This window comes from Sporosarcina sp. AD_1 (genome assembly GCF_057373025.1).
In genome coordinates, this window is sequence record NZ_JBPVIR010000006.1 from 103,259 (window position 1) to 122,429 (window position 19,171).

Genomic DNA, 19,171 nt, shown 5'->3' on the forward strand with positions numbered 1-19,171 from the left:
CTACCGAGCTAGGGGAGTTTACCACCGACTTAGGGGATTTACCATCGCCTCGGAGGTTTACCACCGACCTAGAGGAGCTTACCACCGACTTAGAGGAGTTTACCACCGACCTAGAGGAGCTTACCACCGACCTAGAGGAGCTTACCACCGACCTAGAGGAGCTTACCACCGACCTAGAGGAGCTTACCACCGACCTAGGGGAGTTTACCGCCGCCTCGGGGGGGTTACCACCGACCTAGAGGGGTTTACCACCGACCTAGAGGAGTTTACCACCGAGCTAGTGGAGCTTACCACCGCCTCGGGAGTTTACCACCGACTCTAGTAACAATACGCCATACTGCTATCCATACATAAACCTGAAAACCCTGAAAGGAGGGGGCTACATGTACACAGACATTCAAGAGCCGTCCAAACAATTGGCGAAGGAAGTAATCAAAGTATTGCGGTACAGTTCCATCATCAGCCATCTCATAGAAGTGGCGTTTTTAGTCGCCTTTTACTTGTTGTCCCGGCATTTTTCGTGGGGTAGCTGGTCAACCTGGGTGCTGTGGATTGCCGCTATTCTAATCAGTATTTCCGCCATTTGGGGCATTGGCTTGCGGCCGTTATTTATTTACCGGAATACGCGTTATGAGATCAATGAAGACTTTTTGCAGATTAAGACGGGGGCATTTCATGAGCATCATGAGTTGGTGCCGATGACGAAGATCCAAGCGGTGTCCACTAATCAAGGGCCGATATTGAGAAGATATAACTTGTATTCAGTTGCTATCCAAACGATGGGGTCTACCCACGGCATTGTGGGTCTGCCGAAACAGATTGCACTGGATTTGCGGAATCAAATTGCTTATTTTGCCAAGATCCGTGAGGTGGATGAAGGATGAACATGAAGCGTTATCATCCGCTCACTCTCGTTTTTGACTTGTTTATGTTTGTGAAAAACATGGCGATTTTTGCAATTGTTCTTTTTGTCGTGAACTATGGATCAAAGTCTTTTCTATTCGTTTGGGGACGGCGGGTCTTTGCTGGCATCGTTGTGCTGACGTTACTGCGCCTCGTGTTCAAATGGCTGACAAACCGTTATGCAGTGGATCATCAGGCTTTTTATATGAAATCTGGTCTTTTTACCAAAACAGAGCGAACGGTCTATTTTGATAAAGTACAAAATGTACAGCGCCGTACTTCCTTTATTCATAAACTCTTTCGAATGACGTCAATCACCTTTGAAACAGCTGCAGATGCATCGGATTCCAATGTGGAGTTCAAGATGATCACGAAGCGGGAAGCAGACCGGCTGGAATCACTTGTGAAAGCACAGCATGAAGAATTGTCAACGGAGAACGAGCAGCAATCTGCGGTTCGAGAAGTTGAGTTACGCACGATTCATTTCTCACCGACCCATCGGGATATCATAAAAGCCACGTTTACGTCATTCAATTTTTTAGTACTCATCGCATTGGCGGCTTCTATATTTTCAAAACTAGATACAATATTTGATCTGGAGGATAAGGTGGAAGGATGGGTCCTTTCCGTACTGACCTCCGGCTGGCTTATTGCCGGCATTGCGATTATCCTAATGGCCGTTTCTGTGCTGGCGGGGTTTGTTTGGACGTATATTAAATACGGAAAATATGAGATCGCCTCTGATGAAAAGCGAATTATGATCCGGAAAGGCTTGATTGACGAAACTGAATTTACCATCTTAAAAACGCGCGTGCAGGCAATCGAGATAACCCAGTCGTTGATTAAGCGTGTGCTCGGACTCGCTGAAGTCAAGCTGATCAGTGCGGGCGGGTTAGGAGAGGAAGAGCAGGAGATCAGCACGCTGTATCCATTCCTTCCTAGGGAACGAGCCTATTCAATGATTGAAGAGATGCTGCCGGGCTATAAAGTGTTACGAGAAACGAAACGCCTTCCCTTGAAGTCTCTGTTAGTCCGTCTTGCCAAGCCATATTGGTTTTGGCTCATCGTCACGGCAGTTCTTGCGTATTTTCGTCCGGAGCCGTGGTGGATTGTTTCGTTATCATTGCTGGCAACAGCGGTAGTTATTCGAATCGTAAATTATTCCAACACAACATACGCGATGACGGATGGGTTTATTCAAATCAGTGCAGGCGTACTTGAAAAAGCCACCTATCTCTCACGAAGAGATAAGATCGTTGAGGTCAAGGTGAATCGAAGCAAACTGCAGAAATGGACAGGCCTTGCGACAATCGGCATCGTTAACCGTGCCAAGCCGGTTCGGCACGAGATGCTGGAAGATGTGTCCCTTCAGGAAGCTGGCCGATTTTACTCCTGGTATGCGGGACGAGTCACCGAAATAAAGACAAAGTGAAAAGCACGGGGTGAATTTTGGAGAGTGGGATGCTAGGATAGCTAAATGGGGATATTAGAAAGAATGAAATACGAAAGAAGGAACCACGTATGACAAAAAGCATCGAAGAAGTAGCGATCCGCCATGCTCGACCTGAGGACGGAGCAGCCATTGTTGAGTTTTATAATGAAGTCGGCGGGGAAACGGATTATTTGTCTTTCGGACAGGGGGAGTATCCTCAAACTGCCGATGAAGTCGTTCGTTCGATTGAAGGAATGGATAACTCAAGCGGAAACTGCATGCTTCTCATGATGGAGGGGGAACGGATTATAGGCATCGGAACGATCCATTCCAGTCCGAAATTCCGATTTAAGCATGTAGGTGTCCTCGGTATTGTCATCCGTCTATCCCATTGTGGCAATGGACTTGGCCGCCAGTTGATGAATGCTTTGATTGATTGGTCAAAAGGAAATGGTGTGACGAAGAAAATTACCCTCGTCACGCGCGCCGACAATGACCGTGCGATCGCGCTGTACGAAAAACTTGGGTTTCAGCAGGAAGGCATCTTCCGTCAGGAATCGTTTGATGGAGAGCGGTATTATGACAGTCTTTCCATGGCGCTTTTCTTGTAATGGGGAGTTTTTAGAAGGAGTTTCTGATTCGGATTGTAGAAGTTGAGGAAATCATTCAGTGTATGCATCCTTCGCATGATCTTGCCTAATCAAAAGAACTAAGAGAAAAAGCCAATCCACTTAGCGGATTGGCTTCAGAGCGTAGACAAAAGCATATTAATTTGTTGTGGCGTATAAAAATAATATACACCCGCTACTTACATTTAGATTCCTAGTAAAGTTGATTTACGCTTCTGGCGTCGCTTTCCGGGGGGCGGGCGGTGAGCCTCCTCGTCCGCTGCGCTCCCTGTGGGGTCTCACCTGTCCCGCTGATCCCCCAGGAGTCGACGCCTTCCGCTCCAATCAACGGATGTTCTGCTAACAAGGTATGTTGTTAATAATTAATATGATAGACCTCGTATAAAAGAAGTTTAGAGAGTCTTCATGTATTTACTCAACAATTAAGAAATTGTATTAAAGGCAGGGAGCGCAACGAAGACTCCTATGGGAATAGCTTGAGCTGAAGCCAAGCCCATGGAAAGCGAAGTTGCGCTCACTGCCGATTGGTATATGCAATTCTATTCATCTCAAAGTGACTTTGTCTACAGTCTGAAGCCAATCCACTTAGCGGATTGGCTTTTCGTTTATACTAGGCTCCATCAGTTGTTCTTACTTTCATTGAAGTGGAATCGAAACCTCATATTCTTTCAGCATCTTCAGTTCATGCATTTCGAACGTAACAAGGGTAAGTGGACCATCAGCTTTATTGAACTGTTGTTCATAAATATTCGGCCGGATGCGCTCTGGAAGTGCCTTCTTGGATGAGGTTAAATTGTTGCCGTCCTCGTCTTCCAGCCAAAGTGTGTTGTACTGGAAAGACCCATCAAATGGAAATTCACTGTCGGCTTCAAATTTCAGCACCATCCCGTCGTCCTCATGTCGGATGGAGTGCACGATAATCGAGCCCATCTCTCCTTGATCGACTGTGAGTGGTAGATGATCCGGTAGTAGTTCTTGTTCAATTTTCACAGGGGCCCCTGTATTAACAGGCATGAGGTACGGACTGACTGTCAATGCTTTGACGTCATCAGATAGCGGTTCATAGCGGAATTCCATCTCAATTATATGTCTGCCATCCTTCGAGTCATCCCCTGTACCATAAGCGTCGAGTAATGTGAGTGCATTTCCCTGTTCATCGAGTAAGTTGAACTGTAGAAGGTGATCATCGACCATCATAAACGAAGAAGCATCCGGGGCAGAGATAGACAATGACAGCTTCGTGCCTGCGGGACCAATCTTCACATCCTTTACAGTAATGATCTGGTCCTCGTACGTTACGGTTTCTCCAGACGAAATAGTCTTCACAGCTTCCTTTGCTTTCTTCACAGGTATTGTGAAATTCCATGAGCCTGACACGTCGCCTATATGCCGTGCCCCTATCTTCAGTTCAAATGAATCTGGCAGGCTTTCCACCGCGTGGATGTTGATAACCCCGGCATATTGTGTGTCGCCTAGTTGCTTTCCTGTCCTGCTGTCGCCAAAATTGATTTCCTTGCCGTCTACGAATAATTGCAATTCCCCTAGCTGGTCAATTCGGCCGGGCTCATTGGTACCTTCTTGAAGGTAACTTAGGGACAGACGAGTTCCGTCATAGTAAACATCCTCGATTGTTAGGCTAATTCCCTGATCCGTGACAGTCTGGCCAATGCCTTGCGAAAGCCCTCTTTCACTGGCAATGACCAATCCTAAATCACCAGCGAACTCGAAAATGGAATCGAAGACAGGCACCGACGACAGCATCCTCGCCATGGCGGGGGAGACGAACGCTGAACCGACTGTCAGGAATACCGCAGCGGTTGCGGCGATAAAGAAGGGATAAAGCTTCTTAGATGGTCTTTTCTGTTGGTCTTTCGCTTTACCTATTCCTTTTAGAATGGCCAGATCCAATTTTCCTTCCGGCACCTCAATTTTCTCAATTGCTCGTTTGACCTCGTGTCTTGGTTCATTCATTGCTGCAAACCTCCTTATATGTCATTCTTAATTGGTTGATGGCGCGATGTAGATTTGTCTTTACCGTGCCTTCTGGACAATCCAGCACATCCGCGATTTGCGGGACAGTTAAATCCTGATAGAATCTCAGTAAGATGACCGTCTTGTATTTTTCCTCCAACTGCCCAATTGCTTCTTGTAAATCGAGTGCATCTTCCCGAGACGTAGGGGTTGCGGCTTCGATCCTTTCCAGCGTGTCCTTTTCGATGGGTATCACTTTGCTGTTTTTTTGAATGAAATCGAGTGCGTTGTTAATTAGGATTCTTGTTAGCCATGTTGAAAAATAGGCTGATTCCTTTACACTCACGACTCCCCGGTAAGCTTTATAAATCGTCTCTTGCACGATATCGAGAGCATCTGTTTCATTTCGTACGTAAATAAACGCCATACGATATAATTTTTCCTTTTCCACTTCAATCAGTTTCAAGAAAGCCTCTTCATCGCCTGCCTGGGCTTTCTTCAGTAGTTTTTCATACTTCATGAGGCCACTCCTTTCGTCCGGACACCAGTTAGACCCGCAACGGACTGTTTTCGTTTCAAAAGAATTTGGTTATTCTCTGCCAAAGTGATTACTTCAAGTATCTGGCTTTTTACTTCCTTAATCTATTGAATAGCATCTGATGTCAAATCAACGTATCGCCAGTGAACATTACTTGAATTGCAATTCCAAAACATTTAAACGTTAAACCTTTTTGATATAATGAAAGAAGTAGTACATCAAAAGGACAGGTGATCATAATGGAGCGTTTACAGGACAAAGTAGCTATCATTACGGGAAGTGCGGCAGGCATCGGGAAAGAGATTGCCAAAGCGTTTGCGAAAGAGGGCGCGAAAGTCGTCATTGCTGATTTCAATGAAGAAGCGATGAAGGAGACGGTGGAAGAATTTAAGGAAAACGGGTTTGCGGTGCATGGTGTTGCGGTGAACGTAGCAAAGCGGGAAGAAGTGGAGCGCATGGTGCAGGAGACGATTGAAACGTTCGGCAAAGCGGATATTCTCGTCAATAACGCGGGTGTTGGCGACAATATGCAGGCAGCTGCAAATGTCGAGGATGCGACATGGAACCGTGTAATGGACATTAATGTGAACGGTGTCATGCATGGACTTCGCAGTATCATCCCTCATTTCATTGAAAACGGGGGCGGCACGATTTTGAATATGGCTTCGATTTCCGGTTTGACGGGCGGCCGCGGCGGCCTTGCATATACAGCAGCAAAGCATGCAGTTGTGGGGATGACGAAAAACGTGGCATCTCAGTACGGACCGCAAAACATCCGCTGCAACGCGATCGCACCTGCGAATATCGATACAGGATTCGCGCAGACGATGACGAACGTCGATCCGTTTGGAATGGAAGTCGCTATTCGCGGACTTAAGCTGCTGCCGAAGTCTGGACAAGTTCAGGACATTGCCAACATTGCTTTGTTCTTCGCATCCGATGAATCGGCTTATATTAACGGTGTGGCGCTGGCTGCAGATGCGGGCTGGAGTGCATATTAAGTTCAGCTAGAAAAAATGAAAGCTTTTCGGAAACCGGAAATGTTCGGTTATCCGGGAAGCTTTTTATTATAATGAAAGTACATTTAGATTAAGAAGTGTCATTTCATTTCAAGGAGGTATGGAATTTGAAAATTAATAGAATAGATCATGTGAGTATAAACGTACATGATCTGTCAGCAGCGAAAGCGTTTTTCGTTGATTTAGGGCTCGAGGTGCAAGCGGAATGGGAATTGGATGGGGAACAGTTGGATCGGATTGTTGGACTGACAGATGTGAGAACGGCGTGTATAGGTTTGGGGACGTCGGATGGTCAGACGTGGATCGAACTCGTCAAATTTTATTCGCCGCCGGACGAACAAAAGATGCAGCAACCATTAGCCAATACACTGGGCATCCGACATATTTGCTTTTCTGTCGAGGATATTGAAGGTATGATTACAAAGCTGAAAAAGAAGGGCACGGAAGTCTTTAGTGAGATCGAGCAATATGAAGAAAGCTATAAATTATGCTACGTTCGTGGTCCCGAGGGCATTATTTTGGAACTGGCAGAGAAAATTAAGTAAACAGATAAAAAGACACTTGGCGACTAACAGGCCAAGTGTCTTTATCTGCGTTCTGCCTCCTTGTCCCAATTATTCTGCAGGCAAAAAAAGGAACAGACAGCTGTCTCTCTCACTAGGGCGAGTCTGCAAGTTGCTTCGCCGACTCTCAAATTTCCTAAAAAAGATTTGAAACTTTTTCTGAAAAACTCCGTCTGTAGGGTGCTTAGATGTTCGGAGTGACTTTATTATGGTTTAATTGAGGAAATATGCCGGTATGGCGTGACAGAAAAATAGGGACCTGCCATGGCCATAGAAATGAGTGAGTAACGAAAATGCATGAAATGGAGCAAGTGATGAATGAGCATACGCGCTATTTGGTGCGGATTGCTTATTTGTATGTGAAGAATTGGTCAACTGCCGAGGATATTGTGCAGGAAGTGTTTGTGACTTATTTTCAAAAGAGCGACCAGTTTCGCAAGGATGCGTCTCTCAAAACATATTTGACAAAAATGACGGCCAATCGGTCAAAGGATTATTTGCGTTCATGGAAGCATAAGAAAGATGTTCTTCTCAGCGCAGCTTTCTCTACTACTAAAGGGGCGGAAGATGAATTGCTTGAACAGGAGCAGCTGATGTCTCTCCGGAAGCATCTTTTCCAGCTACCGCTGAAGTACCGCGAGCCGTTGATTTTATATTATTACGACGAGCAGTCCATTGCGGAAATCGCGAGTTATTTGGAGCTGAATGAGAATACCGTGAAAACGAGATTGCGGAGAGCGAAACAGCAGCTGAAGGAGTTCTTTGAAGAGGAAGACGAGGAGGTGATGAGCAATGAGTGATATGAAACGCAAATTGGATCGGATGATGGGAGATACATCCGAGCAGGAAAGGCGCATTAAACAAGGTGTGCAAAATAGATTACGGCCGTCTGCCAGAAAGTCTTCGTGGAAGGTGGCGATGGTCTCCATAGCGCTTCCGGCCGTCGCGCTATTCCTATTCTTTTCAATGAATTCAGCCAATCTGTTTTCTTCTGACCAGGGGCCAGGAACGCCGTATGATCCGTTGGACGATTTGGCTCAGATATCCGCCTTCCAAAAAAAGCAGCAGTTATCTGCTGTCGACGTTGAGGAATTTGCCAAGTTGCCGAATTTTGATGAAGTGGATGGCCTGTATTACGTGGATCCCGAACCTTTCATCAGGAAAGGAAGTTCTGAAACGTTCCATACAGTTATTGAGCGCAAAGCCGATATATACGATCGTGCAGCCTACCAGGCGGGCGATGTAGTGCGGACGATGACCGATACGACAAGTCATTTGCCGACGTATAAAGATGTTTATTATGAAGTGGTTGCGGTACCGGGAGACCGGGTTAAGTTGCAGGACGGGGTGCTGAAGATTAATGGAAAACCTCTCCAATCCGAACTGATGGATCGTTACAAGGAGCAGAACGTGCGAATTGCAGGGGGCTATGATCAAGTGTTGAATGCACGGGAGTATCTGCTGCTGAACCATTTCCCGGCGGCTCGGACAGTTCAGGGAGCGACCATCACGCCTGTACATAAAATTTATGGACAAGTGGCCGGCATCGCAACAGAAGAGCGAACGACTTCGATATATATGGATTATCTGGCAGGACAGCAGGATGGCGTCTACTCGCCCGAGCAATATTTTGATCTCTATTTGTATGATGCGCTGCTGGGTGACAAGAGATGGCCGCAGCCAACTGCATTTGCGAACACAACCCGGTTAGGTGAATTGTTTGTGGAGGCGTCTTATCGGAACGCGACGCAAGCTGGCGATCATATTGAAATCCGCTATCAGTATGGACGGGAAGGTGTCGCGGATCGCACGTTTTCTATGACGCAGGATCCAGGCTCTGGTCAGTGGATGATCGAACAATAGGAAAGGAACCGGAAAGGGGGTGGTTGTCGTACTGGCTTCCGAGTGTCAGGATCTTTTGTAAACCAGTTTGGCGCTGTCCAGTAGAACAAGCCGTCAACCAACCGCTCATGATATGGGCGTGTCAACCTGGTTTGCAACGTTTACTTGTGTGATTCGTAACACGATACGCAGTATTTCGTTAAGGGAAGCTGCTCATGGGAGTTATGTTACGATAATTCGCAGGAAGCCACGCAGTCTGCCTTGCAAGGAACATTGGAATAGTTGTATGTCCGTTAAGACATTGGATACTTGAGAACCTCATACCACGGTTTTATGATAGTCCGCCGGCTTTGTTCATGAGAAATGGAACAAGCTGGCGGAATTTTTGTTTGGTTCAAACTGAATTGGGGGAGCCGCCGTAGTAATGAAACTAAATTATTCCGCACGATTAAAGCACGCAAAGACCTGAATCATTTCCGCGAATTCTTTCACCTTTCGATTTACCCTACCCGCGCATAAATCACCGGTACCCGCGCATAAAACTCGCCAGGCGCGCATACCCCCTCCGAATTCGCGCATAAGCCTGCTCCACCCGAGCATAAGAAGCTGACACCCGCGCATAAGTCACCGGCAGCCGCGCATACCCTCTCCAAATCCGCGCATAATCCTTCACTTCCAAGCTTGCTCTGCCTCCAGTTCAGCGGGCAGACTAGCGGCAGTCCTCTTGTTCCAAAAAAACGAACGTACAACTCTTCGTGAAGAATATTTGCCTGCCCTGAAATATCAGCTTTTGTACGCTGCCGAATGAACTTTTAGCAGGAGAAATGTAGCATTTGAACTGGTATCTCCTACTACTTTCGATGCGAATTCCCCTCTGTTTGTCAGGATTTTCTATTGTAAAATATCGAAATTAAGATAAAATAATAAACTATGTTCAAGCTACGAATCATGTCGAAATGAAAACGGATTCATACTTGAATACAACATTTATTCTGATTATAGAAAGCGAAGTGTTTCAACATGTATGACATCTATGAGAGTTTTATTGGCAGTTTCAGTACGTGGTTGTATAGTTACATTCTCATCATCTTGTTAATTGGTGCAGGTTTGTACTTCACAATCCGTACAAAGTTTGTCCAGTTTCGTTTCTTCAAAGAATCCATCAAACTGGTAGCGGAGCCGAAAGAAGACAAAAACTCGATTTCCGCATTTGAGGCACTGATGGTATCCACTGCTTCCCGTGTAGGTGTCGGGAACATTGCAGGGGTTTCAACTGCAATCGTGTTAGGGGGCGCAGGCTCTGTATTTTGGATGTGGATGATCGCCATTATCGGAGGCGCTTCGGCATTTATTGAAAGTACGTTGGCTCAAATTTATAAAGTTCGTGATAAGGATGGAGGCTCGTTTGGTGGGCCGGCTTATTATATCCAAGCGGCGCTGAAGAGCCGTTTCTTAGGCGTTGTCTTCGCAGTTGCCTTGATTTTGACGTATATGGGCGGTTTCAACATGGTTGCCGCTTTTAATATTTCTTCTGCATTTGAAGGTTTTGGATTTTATAATTCTTCTACGCCATTGATTGTTGGTGCTATTTTGGCGGTTCTTACAGGATTGAGTATTTTTAGAGGCGGCAAAACGCTGAGCAAGATTACAAGTATCCTCGTACCTGTCATGGCGATTTCTTATATTGTTGTGGCATTGGTCATCGTAGTGACTCACTTGAACCTTGTGCCAAGCATGTTTGTCTCCATTTTTGAACAAGCATTTGATTTTAAATCCGCATTTGGTGGTTTTGCAGGTTCTGCAATTATGTACGGTATTAAACGCGGTCTTTATTCAAACGAAGCGGGGGTAGGTTCTGCTCCGAACGCTGCGGCGTCTGCAAGTGTATCTCACCCGGCAAAACAAGGACTTGTACAAATGCTATCTGTTTTCATCGATACTTTGTTAATTTGTACAGCTACAGCTTTCATGCTTTTAAGCTCAGGGGTTACACCGACAGAGGAATTGAAAGGTGTGCCATTTGCGCAGGCGGCAGTTTCTACGACATTTGGTGATTTCGGTATTTGGTTCATTACTTTTGCGTTATTCTGTTTCGCATTCACATCGATTATCGGGAACTTCTTCTATGCGGAATCGAATCTTAAGTACCTGAACAAGAAGAATGTAGGGAAAACAGGGCTCATGATCTTCCGTTTAGCTGCTGTCGTTATTGTATTCTTCGGAGCACAGCTCGACTTCTCCATTGCGTGGGATACTGCAGATGTTTTGATGGGGATTATGGCTTTGATCAATATTCCAATTATCTTGATTCTCGGACGCACAGCCTTCAAATGTTTGGATGATTATACGAAACAGAAGAAGGAAGGCAAAAACCCGGTCTTCAAAGCGAAATCAATCGGGCTTAAAGAGAAAACAGATTTCTGGAATTAAATTCGGATTAGAGGGTTTGTACCATGTATCCATTGGTTTGTGTGAATAAAAAACATCTGCTTGAAAATGTCCGTGCCGTTACGGCACTTTGTGCAGAGAGAAATATAGAAGTAACCGGTGTAACAAAAGTGTTTGGCGCTGATCCGGAAATTGCACGTGTTTATGTGGAAGGCGGCGTGAAGCGGCTTGGTGATTCTCGAATCGAGAACTTGAAGCAGCTGCAAGGCGTAGATGCGGAGAAATGGCTGATTCGCCCGCCGATGCTGTCGGAGGTCGAAGATCTAGTTGCCTTTGCCGATGCTTCACTGAATTCGGAGCTTGTAACCATTCAGGCGATTAGTGAAGCCGCGATGAAAAAGGGCACACAGCATCGTATCATTCTTATGGTCGATCTTGGCGATATTCGGGAAGGCTTTATTGATCATGAAGAGCTCCTCGAAGCAGCGGCAGAGACTGAAAAGATGCCGGGCGTCCATCTGTACGGCATTGGTGTGAACCTGACTTGTTTTTCATTCGTTCAATCCGATGAAGAAAAGATGGGGACGCTTGAGAAGTTAGCGGCTGCCATTAGTGAACGGATCGGCAGAGAGTTGGAAGTGGTCAGCGGCGGGAATTCGGCTACGCTGGATCTGATGTTGAGAGATGGCATTCCAGCCGGCGTCAATAATTTGCGGCTGGGCGAGTCCCTTCTATTCGGCAAGGAACGGGCCAAGTATACGTATTTGCCCGGAACTCACCGAGACGTTTTCACTCTTCAATGCGAGATTGTGGAAGTGAAAGAGAAGCCTTCTATGCCATGGGGAGAAATTGGTGTTGATTCGTATGGAAACACGCCGTCTTTCATTGATAGAGGTTTAAGAAAAAAAGCGATTTGCGCAATTGGAAAGCAAGACTTTGACGTGGAAACATCGACAGCCACCGATCCTGGACTTATTGTACTGGGAGCCAGCTCCGACCATCTGATGGTAGATGTGACGGACAGCGAAAAAGACTACCAGGTCGGGGATCTCATCGAGTTTCAATTAGGGTATTTTTCCACGATGCGAGCCTTTACTTCCAAGTATGTGACAAAGCAATATATGGGGTAAGCGGAAGACACCAGACGACAAGTGAGCGTCTGGTGTCTTTTATGGTGGAATGCCTTACAATAACCTGCACGTAAAGTTCCAAGATAGTGGAACATACCTGCAGGATTTTTGTATAATAGGAAGGCTGGCACTTGCCATGAACGTAATTGTGCAAGGACAAGTCAACTAGGAGAGGGTTTATTATGACAAACGATAATTTCTGGCTCTATTTACCGAAGCCGTTTTTTATATTGGCACCTATGGAAGATGTGACGGATGTGGTGTTTCGCCATGTTGTAAGTGAAGCGGCGCGTCCGGATGTGTTTTTCACAGAGTTTACGAACACGGAGAGCTTTTGCCACCCGGAAGGGATTTTCAGCGTTCGCGGCCGTTTGACATTCACAGAAGACGAGCAGCCGATTGTGGCGCATATTTGGGGGGACAAGCCGGATCATTTCCGTGACATGAGTATCGGGATGGCGGAGATGGGCTTTAAAGGCGTAGACATCAATATGGGCTGTCCGGTGCCGAACGTCGCATCGAAAGGGAAGGGCAGTGGATTAATCAATCATCCGGAGACGGCAGCCGCAATCATTCAGGCCGCGAAAGCAGGCGGATTGCCGGTCAGCGTGAAAACGCGTCTGGGCTACACGGAAGTGGACGAGTGGCGGGATTGGCTGACGCATGTGCTGAAGCAGGATATCGCCAATCTGTCGATCCATCTACGGACGCGAAAAGAAATGAGTAATGTCGATGCGCACTGGGAATTGATTCCGGAGATTAAGAAACTGCGGGATGAGATCGCACCGCACACCATGTTGACGATCAATGGAGATATTCCGGACCGCGAAAAGGGCATGGAACTCGCATTGAAGTATGGTGTGGATGGCGTCATGATTGGGCGGGGGATTTTCAAAAACCCGTTCGCCTTTGAAGTGGAGAAGCGGGAGCACAGCCCGGAGGAATTGCTGGATCTATTGCGGCTGCATCTTGATTTGTTTGATAAATACTCAGACGAACTGGAGCCGCGTCCATTTAAACCGCTGCGCCGCTTTTTCAAGATTTACGTGAAAGGATTCCGGGGAGCGAGTGAGCTGCGTCATCAATTGATGGATACGAGCTCGACGGATGAAGTGCGGCAGATGCTTGCGGAGTTTCAATCTAAGGTCAATCTGGCAGAGCAAACAGAAGAATAATTAACATACAAGAAGCCAGGCACTGCATGAAGGACAACTCATGGAGTGCCTGGTTTCTTTATCACGTTGAAACTTTGCCGGCCTCAATTCGTATCCATTACTACGGAGGGAGGGATGAGATGAAGAAGAAACGCGTAGCAGTGACAGAAGCCGATAACAAAAGAAGACAGCGGGTGTCGTATGGCATTCTAATTGTCACTGGTGTTCTTATTTTGCTGGCAGCTGGTTTTATTACATGGAATTGGTTTATTGAAAAAGATTTATATCGAGCGTTCGTCATCAATTTCATTGGCACGTCTCTTCTCATTGCAGGAGGGGTAGCCCTTTGTACATTTTTCCTCCATCTCATTACCATCATCGTCTTTAAAAATCCGCAACGTATCCCAAAGTCTTCGGTTGCCAAGTTTGCGGTTGGCGGGATCTTTACGTTATTCTTTGTCACCTTTCTTCTCTTGTGGGGTGTCAATGAAGCGAGAAAGTCGGCTGAGGACATCAAAGCGTATGCAAATGCTGACTGGCAAGTGAAGGACTTGGTTGTGACGGATGTCTATAGGGGATCGAATCCGGCTAAAATCATCCTTATTGATACGACGGAAGGTGAAATGGTCCTCCATTGGGAGAGGTTTAGGATCCAAAAAGGACAGACTTACCGTTTTACTTATTTGGATGCGACAAAAACGATTATTAGTGTTGATTTGATTCAAGAATAACGAAATGCCAGGCACATGATTCAGTGCCTGGCATCTTTTATATCTTCCCAATGAAGCGGAGCTTATTAAACTTGAACGTTTTAGTTATTGAAACAAATTAATAGTCGTAATAATGATCGGCATCGCAAATACGTCTATGAGAAACGCGCCAACGATTGGAACGACAAGGTACGCTTTGCGCGAAGGTCCAAACCTTTCGGTAACGGCTGCCATATTAGCCATGGCATTCGGCGTCGCGCCAAGTCCGTGTCCCGTAAATCCGGCTACCATAACAGCGGCGTCGTAGTTTTTGCCAAGCAGGCGGAACAAGACGAAAATGCCAAACAAGACAATAAAGACGACTTGTACAAAGACGATAACGAGCAACGGTAGAGCAAGTCCAGCAACTTCCCAAAGCTTGATGCTCATGAGAGCCATGGAGAGGAAAATACCTAATGTAATGTCTCCAATCAACCCGACGCTCTTCATATGAATAGCCTTTGGGTTGAACTTATCGACAATATTCCGTACGATGACGGCGACAAACATAGCGCCAACATAACCCGGAAGAACAAATCCGGTAGCAGAAGAGAACAGGTCACCTAAATATGTGCCAAGTGCCATACAGAACGTGATTAACAAGATTTGCGTAAAGAACGTGTTCGTTTGGATTTCCGCCTCATCTTTTTCAACGGAGAATTCTCCAGCTGCGTCTTCTGTTTCTGTTGGCTTCAAATTGTACTTAGAGACGAGAAATTTGACGACAGGCCCACCAACGAGTCCGCCGGCTACAAGTCCAAATGTCGCGGCTGCTACCCCGATGGAGAGAGCCGAATCAATGCCGAGATCTTCTACTGTTTGGCCAAACGCAGTAGCAGCGCCGTGTCCGCCCTCCATGGAAACAGCCCCTGCCATCATTCCGATAAGTGGATGAATGTTAAAGAGAGAGGCCATGGAAACGCCGATGACGTTTTGCATAAGGGCCAAAAAGCCGCAAGCGAGCCAGTAAATAATGAGCAGCTTCCCGCCAAGCTTAACGAGTTTAAAGCTTGCCCCAAGTCCGACGGTCGTAAAGAACGTCAGCATGAAAAGGCTTTGCAGAGATGTATCTAATGAAAACGTAACAAGTCCAGCTGCTTTACAAATAGTTGCGAGAATGGCGAAAAGGAGCCCCCCGACAACAGGAGCCGGTATGCAGAACTTCTGCAGTACACCAACTTTATTAACTAATAAACGGCCTAATACAAGCAAGGCGATGGCTAAGAAGATGGTCGTTACTTGGTTCAATTCAATTGTCATCTATTCATTCCTCCCTAAAAAGGCCATGATGGCTTCATTTACAAAATATGCACCGAGTTTAACGGTACGGTTGTTTTCATCTAGAAGCGGGTTGACTTCCGAAATATCGAATGAAAGCGCATTCTTTTTGGAGGTAACGGTACGAATGATAGTGCGAACGACGAAAGGATCCAGCCCGAATGGAGAAGGAGCACTGACACCTGGTGCAAACGCAGCGTTTAATACATCCGTGCACAATGTCAGCATGACATAGTCGTGATTTGCTATGAATGACTCCAACGTGCGAATGGTGTCTTCCATTGAGTTATTCGTCATATCCTCTTCATGCACATACGTGACACCGAGCTGATCCGCTGTATCGAACAGTTCTTGCGTGTTGCCGTAGCGCTGAATGCCGAGCACTAAGTAATCGCTGTTTTCATCATGCTCCAAAATTTGCTTAAACATCGTTCCAGATGAAGGCTGTTCATCATAGGAACGCAAGTCGAAATGCGCATCGATATTAATGATACCGAGTGTCGCTTCGCTTCCAATGAACTTTCGAATTCCAAGATAGTGGCCGTACGCTGTTTCATGTCCGCCGCCAAGAACAATCGGAATGGAACCGTTCGATAGCACCTCTGCTACAGCATCGCCTAACTCGCCTTGTGCTTCTTCCAATTTTTCACCTTCACAGATGACGTTACCCATGTCCGCAACGCTTTTTCTTTCATCCATCCGCAAAGGCAATTTCGCAAGCTCAGCACGCATTGCATTCGGTCCAGCAGCTGCACCTAAACGTCCTTTGTTCCGACGAACGCCTTCTTCGCATACAAAGCCGATGAGGGCACATTGTGAATCCGCTTTCTTTACACCTTCAAATTCAATGACTTGATGATAACGGAAACTTGCTCTATTCGAATCATGGTCAGTACGTCCTGTCCAGATTGTTTTATCCACTTTACTTCGCATTGTATATTCACATCCCTTTCAAAGGCTGAAAATTCCTTCTTGAATCAATTATAAATGGTATACTTATAAATACTAATATGAAATTTCTATGATACGATAGCTTGAAACTATAAATAGGTAGGCGAGAAATGAAAATGGATTTGAAACAGTTAACGTATTTTGTCACAATCGTCGAGCAGAAAAGCTTTTCGAAAGCTGCGAGTGTTCTTCATATATCTCAGCCCTCTCTCAGTAATGCCATAAAAAATCTGGAAGATGAGGTAGGATTTAAATTGCTGGAACGCAATACACGGAACATCGGGCTAACAGAATCTGGACAGCTGCTATACGAACGAGCACTCCACATCTTACTGGATATGAGTATTTTGGAGAAAGAAATGCAAGAAGCGGGTCTAGTCGGGAAAGGGGAGCTACGGCTGGGGATGATCGAGTCTGTGAAACATTGGATCCCGAAAGTCTTCCGAAAGTATGAAGAAAAATTCTCCGAGATGAATCTGTTTCTAACAGAAGTGCTCAGCGGGGAAGACGTAAAACGCTCCTTGAGGCAATACAACTGCCATGCGATTATTACGAATCAATTAATTAATGAGGATGATATTCAAACGATGCCCCTATACAAGGAAAAGCTCGTACTCGTCCTGCATGAAACCCATCGGCTTGCCAAACGGGATACCATTGAGTTGAGTGACTTAGTAGACGAACCATTTATTATTACGAGCCTGGGGTTCCAGACGAGGGAAAATGTCTTGGAGACGTTCATGGCTCAAGACATTTCTCCTTATATTAAGTTTGAAGTGGAACGCTTCGAAACTGCCTTGAGTCTGATCCTCGAAAATCTTGGGGTTTCGCTGATTCCTGAAAATTACTTGGCGGACCGCCATAATGCCAGTCTCGTCCATAAAACCATCGCCTCGCCTTCGCTGGAGCGGACGGTCTATTTAACCTACTTGAAAGACCGATATATGGCGCCAGCAATTGAAGCTTTCATTGAAGAAACCATTTCCTTTTTTCGCTGAGGGTTCGTAGCCATACGCCTGAAATCGCCAAGAGGCCAACTAGTTTGATACAATTAAGTTTCGAGTTAAATTATGGTAGTTCTGCAAAGGCATATGACGGGATCAATTAAGCCAAAGGAGGGGTTGGATGTTACAGCGAGTCATTCAACAATTTAAATTGAATGTGGTCTCAATTAACGGGGTTGAAGATTCCCATAGTTCAACAGTATATCGATGCGAGTTGCATAACGGTGAAACTATCTTTTTGAAACTACCTTACACAAAGTCGAAGTGCCAAATTGAGTTGGAAGCCTATGGAATTTTAAAAGATAGAGTTTCCATTCCTCAGATGTTGGATTATTGGCCAGGTGATGAAGAGTGTCCCGGTGCATTCGTTTTATCTGAATTAAAAGGGCGGCCGCTAACAAATAACGATGCTCCCACAATAGCTTATCAGGTTGGGATTCTTCATGCTTCTATGCATCAAATACAACCGCCTGCTGCCTGTAAATTAACCGGTATCCAAAATGAATTTCCGAACTGGACCCATTTTGTGGAACGCCTATTTTATAGTTTTGCAGAGGATGTAAAGAAAGTTTTGAATGAAAATTTATACCGGCAGGCCATTGAGAAGTTTGAGAATATGAGGCTCCAGCTTCCACCTTCAGATGGCCCAAGTTTTGTGCACATGGATTTTCGGCCGGGCAATATAATTGTGGATGAAGATAAAGTGTCAGGCATACTAGATTTTGAAAGTGTTCGTTTTGGCTCTACAGAAATAGATTTCACTAAACTGTATCGTGATTTTTTGAGCTTCGATTCTACTTTGTATCAGGCCTATCAAGAAGGGTATAACACCGTCAGACCATTGATTGATCTAGAAGCTGTGTTGCCTTTTTATCGATTTACAGATGCTTTTAATAGTATTGGTTGGTGTAAACGCCGTGGAATTGAAAAGCATGCTTCCTTTTTTGAAGAAAATCTTTCAATTCTCAAGAAAGCACTACTATAAATCACAGAAAGCTTTAGCGAGGGGAGACTCAATTGAAAGTCAGGCTATCGGCGTATGATGAACATTGGAGTAGAATGTTTGAGGATGAGGTTCGATTTTTAAGTAAAGTGTTCGGGGATGAAATAATCAGGTTTGAACATTTCGGAAGTACCTCTGTTAGGGGTATGTCCGCAAAGCCTGTTATCGATATGATGTGTCTAGTTAAAGATATTGAAACAATTGATCGGTTCAATGACGAAATGCGTTTGCTTGGATATGACGTGGCTGGAGAATGGGGCATTCAAGGCAGGCGATTATTTCGCAAAGGTGGAGAGAACCGAACACATCATATTCATGTCTACCAAATTGATAACCCCCAAATTAAACGACATTTAGTTTTTCGGGATTATTTGAAGAACCATCCCGCTGAAGTGGAACGATACAAATGTTTGAAAGAAGAATTGGCTCAAAGATATGATGATACGGCACTATACAGTAAAGCAAAAAAACCTTTCATAACTGAAATGGAACAACGGGCATTGAAATGGTTTGAAGGACAGGTAGAATAGGGTGATAACACCTGAAAAGCGAGTTTGCGGGGTACGTCTATAACCAAAATACTCCTCGTCTCTACCTGGCATTTCGGTCTGGTGAAG

At 45.5% G+C, this 19,171-nt stretch carries 18 protein-coding genes; 14 read left to right on the forward strand and 4 right to left on the reverse strand.

Translation table 11 applies throughout. The features are described from left to right. Positions 1–383: 383 nt before the first annotated feature. From ACSW3C_RS12795 to ACSW3C_RS12805, 3 genes are all read left to right on the forward strand, one after another. Positions 384–884 (forward strand): PH domain-containing protein, encoded by a 501-nt coding sequence (locus tag ACSW3C_RS12795; protein ID WP_486563036.1) that lies wholly within the window; start codon positions 384–386, stop codon positions 882–884. After that, positions 881–2,335 carry a PH domain-containing protein gene (locus ACSW3C_RS12800; RefSeq protein ID WP_486563037.1) on the forward strand — a complete coding sequence of 485 codons (1,455 nt, stop codon included), beginning with the start codon at positions 881–883 and terminating at the stop codon, positions 2,333–2,335. The genes ACSW3C_RS12795 and ACSW3C_RS12800 overlap by 4 nt, the downstream gene beginning before the upstream one ends. Positions 2,336–2,424: 89 nt before the next feature. After that, the gene (locus tag ACSW3C_RS12805) at positions 2,425–2,946 is read left to right on the forward strand and encodes a GNAT family N-acetyltransferase (RefSeq protein ID WP_486563038.1); all 522 of its coding nucleotides are present in this window, start codon (positions 2,425–2,427) and stop codon (positions 2,944–2,946) included. Positions 2,947–3,600: 654 nt separating this feature from the next. On the opposite strand, the gene ACSW3C_RS12810 is transcribed toward ACSW3C_RS12805, so the two are convergent. Then, a complete protein-coding gene (locus tag ACSW3C_RS12810) occupies positions 3,601–4,935 on the reverse strand; it encodes a DUF4179 domain-containing protein (RefSeq protein WP_486563040.1) in 1,335 nt (444 codons plus the stop codon). Continuing rightward, positions 4,928–5,455, reverse strand: coding sequence for a sigma-70 family RNA polymerase sigma factor (locus ACSW3C_RS12815; RefSeq protein WP_486563041.1), 528 nt, complete (start codon positions 5,453–5,455; stop codon positions 4,928–4,930). The genes ACSW3C_RS12810 and ACSW3C_RS12815 overlap by 8 nt, the downstream gene beginning before the upstream one ends. A gap of 257 nt (positions 5,456–5,712) precedes the next feature. Between ACSW3C_RS12815 and ACSW3C_RS12820 the strand changes: the two genes are divergently transcribed. The 8 genes from ACSW3C_RS12820 to ACSW3C_RS12855 all read left to right on the forward strand — a co-directional run bounded on the left by ACSW3C_RS12820 (position 5,713) and on the right by ACSW3C_RS12855 (position 14,300). Beyond that, complete coding sequence (locus ACSW3C_RS12820) at positions 5,713–6,474, forward strand: glucose 1-dehydrogenase (RefSeq protein WP_486563042.1); 762 nt, start codon at positions 5,713–5,715, stop codon at positions 6,472–6,474. A gap of 125 nt (positions 6,475–6,599) precedes the next feature. Continuing rightward, positions 6,600–7,037, forward strand: a complete 438-nt coding sequence (locus ACSW3C_RS12825; RefSeq protein WP_486563045.1) for a VOC family protein — start codon at positions 6,600–6,602, stop codon at positions 7,035–7,037. Positions 7,038–7,348: 311 nt separating this feature from the next. Further along, positions 7,349–7,855 carry a sigma-70 family RNA polymerase sigma factor gene (locus ACSW3C_RS12830; protein WP_486563046.1) on the forward strand — a complete coding sequence of 169 codons (507 nt, stop codon included), beginning with the start codon at positions 7,349–7,351 and terminating at the stop codon, positions 7,853–7,855. Continuing rightward, entirely contained in the window at positions 7,848–8,918 is a 1,071-nt protein-coding gene (locus ACSW3C_RS12835) for a S26 family signal peptidase (protein ID WP_486563047.1), read from the forward strand. The genes ACSW3C_RS12830 and ACSW3C_RS12835 overlap by 8 nt, the downstream gene beginning before the upstream one ends. 999 nt (positions 8,919–9,917) lie before the next feature. After that, the gene (locus tag ACSW3C_RS12840) at positions 9,918–11,327 is read left to right on the forward strand and encodes an alanine/glycine:cation symporter family protein (protein ID WP_486563049.1); all 1,410 of its coding nucleotides are present in this window, start codon (positions 9,918–9,920) and stop codon (positions 11,325–11,327) included. Between the two features lie 23 nt (positions 11,328–11,350). Beyond that, entirely contained in the window at positions 11,351–12,415 is a 1,065-nt protein-coding gene (locus tag ACSW3C_RS12845) for an alanine/ornithine racemase family PLP-dependent enzyme (protein WP_486563052.1), read from the forward strand. A 182-nt stretch (positions 12,416–12,597) separates the two neighbouring features. Then, positions 12,598–13,590, forward strand: coding sequence for a tRNA dihydrouridine synthase (locus ACSW3C_RS12850; protein ID WP_486563072.1), 993 nt, complete (start codon positions 12,598–12,600; stop codon positions 13,588–13,590). 119 nt (positions 13,591–13,709) lie between these two features. Continuing rightward, on the forward strand, positions 13,710–14,300 hold the full coding sequence (locus ACSW3C_RS12855; RefSeq protein ID WP_486563074.1) for a hypothetical protein: 591 nt from the start codon (positions 13,710–13,712) through the stop codon (positions 14,298–14,300). Between the two features lie 84 nt (positions 14,301–14,384). Here the strand turns inward: ACSW3C_RS12855 and gltS are convergent, their stop codons facing one another. Then, entirely contained in the window at positions 14,385–15,578 is a 1,194-nt protein-coding gene (gltS, locus tag ACSW3C_RS12860) for a sodium/glutamate symporter (RefSeq protein WP_486563076.1), read from the reverse strand. Further along, positions 15,579–16,529 (reverse strand): formimidoylglutamase, encoded by a 951-nt coding sequence (gene hutG, locus ACSW3C_RS12865; RefSeq protein ID WP_486563077.1) that lies wholly within the window; start codon positions 16,527–16,529, stop codon positions 15,579–15,581. A gap of 134 nt (positions 16,530–16,663) precedes the next feature. Between hutG and ACSW3C_RS12870 the strand changes: the two genes are divergently transcribed. The 3 genes from ACSW3C_RS12870 (at position 16,664) to ACSW3C_RS12880 (ending at position 19,084) form a co-directional block, all read left to right on the forward strand. Then, positions 16,664–17,545, forward strand: a complete 882-nt coding sequence (locus ACSW3C_RS12870) for a LysR family transcriptional regulator (protein WP_486563380.1) — start codon at positions 16,664–16,666, stop codon at positions 17,543–17,545. A gap of 127 nt (positions 17,546–17,672) precedes the next feature. Then, the gene (locus tag ACSW3C_RS12875; protein WP_486563079.1) at positions 17,673–18,536 is read left to right on the forward strand and encodes an aminoglycoside phosphotransferase family protein; all 864 of its coding nucleotides are present in this window, start codon (positions 17,673–17,675) and stop codon (positions 18,534–18,536) included. A 32-nt stretch (positions 18,537–18,568) separates the two neighbouring features. Beyond that, on the forward strand, positions 18,569–19,084 hold the full coding sequence (locus ACSW3C_RS12880) for a GrpB family protein (RefSeq protein WP_486563081.1): 516 nt from the start codon (positions 18,569–18,571) through the stop codon (positions 19,082–19,084). Positions 19,085–19,171 lie beyond the last annotated feature (87 nt).

What these genes read in the sequence shown, in the direction of transcription:
- ACSW3C_RS12850 (WP_486563072.1), top strand. Translation starts at nt 12,598, where the DNA reads ATGACAAACGATAATTTCTGGCTCTATTTACCGAAGCCGTTTTTTATA.
- ACSW3C_RS12830 (WP_486563046.1), top strand. Translation starts at nt 7,349, where the DNA reads ATGCATGAAATGGAGCAAGTGATGAATGAGCATACGCGCTATTTGGTG.
- ACSW3C_RS12875 (WP_486563079.1), top strand. Translation starts at nt 17,673, where the DNA reads ATGTTACAGCGAGTCATTCAACAATTTAAATTGAATGTGGTCTCAATT.
- ACSW3C_RS12835 (WP_486563047.1), top strand. Translation starts at nt 7,848, where the DNA reads ATGAGTGATATGAAACGCAAATTGGATCGGATGATGGGAGATACATCC.
- ACSW3C_RS12845 (WP_486563052.1), top strand. Translation starts at nt 11,351, where the DNA reads ATGTATCCATTGGTTTGTGTGAATAAAAAACATCTGCTTGAAAATGTC.
- ACSW3C_RS12800 (WP_486563037.1), top strand. Translation starts at nt 881, where the DNA reads ATGAACATGAAGCGTTATCATCCGCTCACTCTCGTTTTTGACTTGTTT.
- ACSW3C_RS12810 (WP_486563040.1), bottom strand. Translation starts at nt 4,935, where the DNA reads ATGAATGAACCAAGACACGAGGTCAAACGAGCAATTGAGAAAATTGAG.
- ACSW3C_RS12840 (WP_486563049.1), top strand. Translation starts at nt 9,918, where the DNA reads ATGTATGACATCTATGAGAGTTTTATTGGCAGTTTCAGTACGTGGTTG.
- ACSW3C_RS12870 (WP_486563380.1), top strand. Translation starts at nt 16,664, where the DNA reads ATGGATTTGAAACAGTTAACGTATTTTGTCACAATCGTCGAGCAGAAA.
- ACSW3C_RS12855 (WP_486563074.1), top strand. Translation starts at nt 13,710, where the DNA reads ATGAAGAAGAAACGCGTAGCAGTGACAGAAGCCGATAACAAAAGAAGA.
- ACSW3C_RS12805 (WP_486563038.1), top strand. Translation starts at nt 2,425, where the DNA reads ATGACAAAAAGCATCGAAGAAGTAGCGATCCGCCATGCTCGACCTGAG.
- ACSW3C_RS12795 (WP_486563036.1), top strand. Translation starts at nt 384, where the DNA reads ATGTACACAGACATTCAAGAGCCGTCCAAACAATTGGCGAAGGAAGTA.
- hutG (WP_486563077.1), bottom strand. Translation starts at nt 16,529, where the DNA reads ATGCGAAGTAAAGTGGATAAAACAATCTGGACAGGACGTACTGACCAT.
- ACSW3C_RS12815 (WP_486563041.1), bottom strand. Translation starts at nt 5,455, where the DNA reads ATGAAGTATGAAAAACTACTGAAGAAAGCCCAGGCAGGCGATGAAGAG.
- gltS (WP_486563076.1), bottom strand. Translation starts at nt 15,578, where the DNA reads ATGACAATTGAATTGAACCAAGTAACGACCATCTTCTTAGCCATCGCC.
- ACSW3C_RS12820 (WP_486563042.1), top strand. Translation starts at nt 5,713, where the DNA reads ATGGAGCGTTTACAGGACAAAGTAGCTATCATTACGGGAAGTGCGGCA.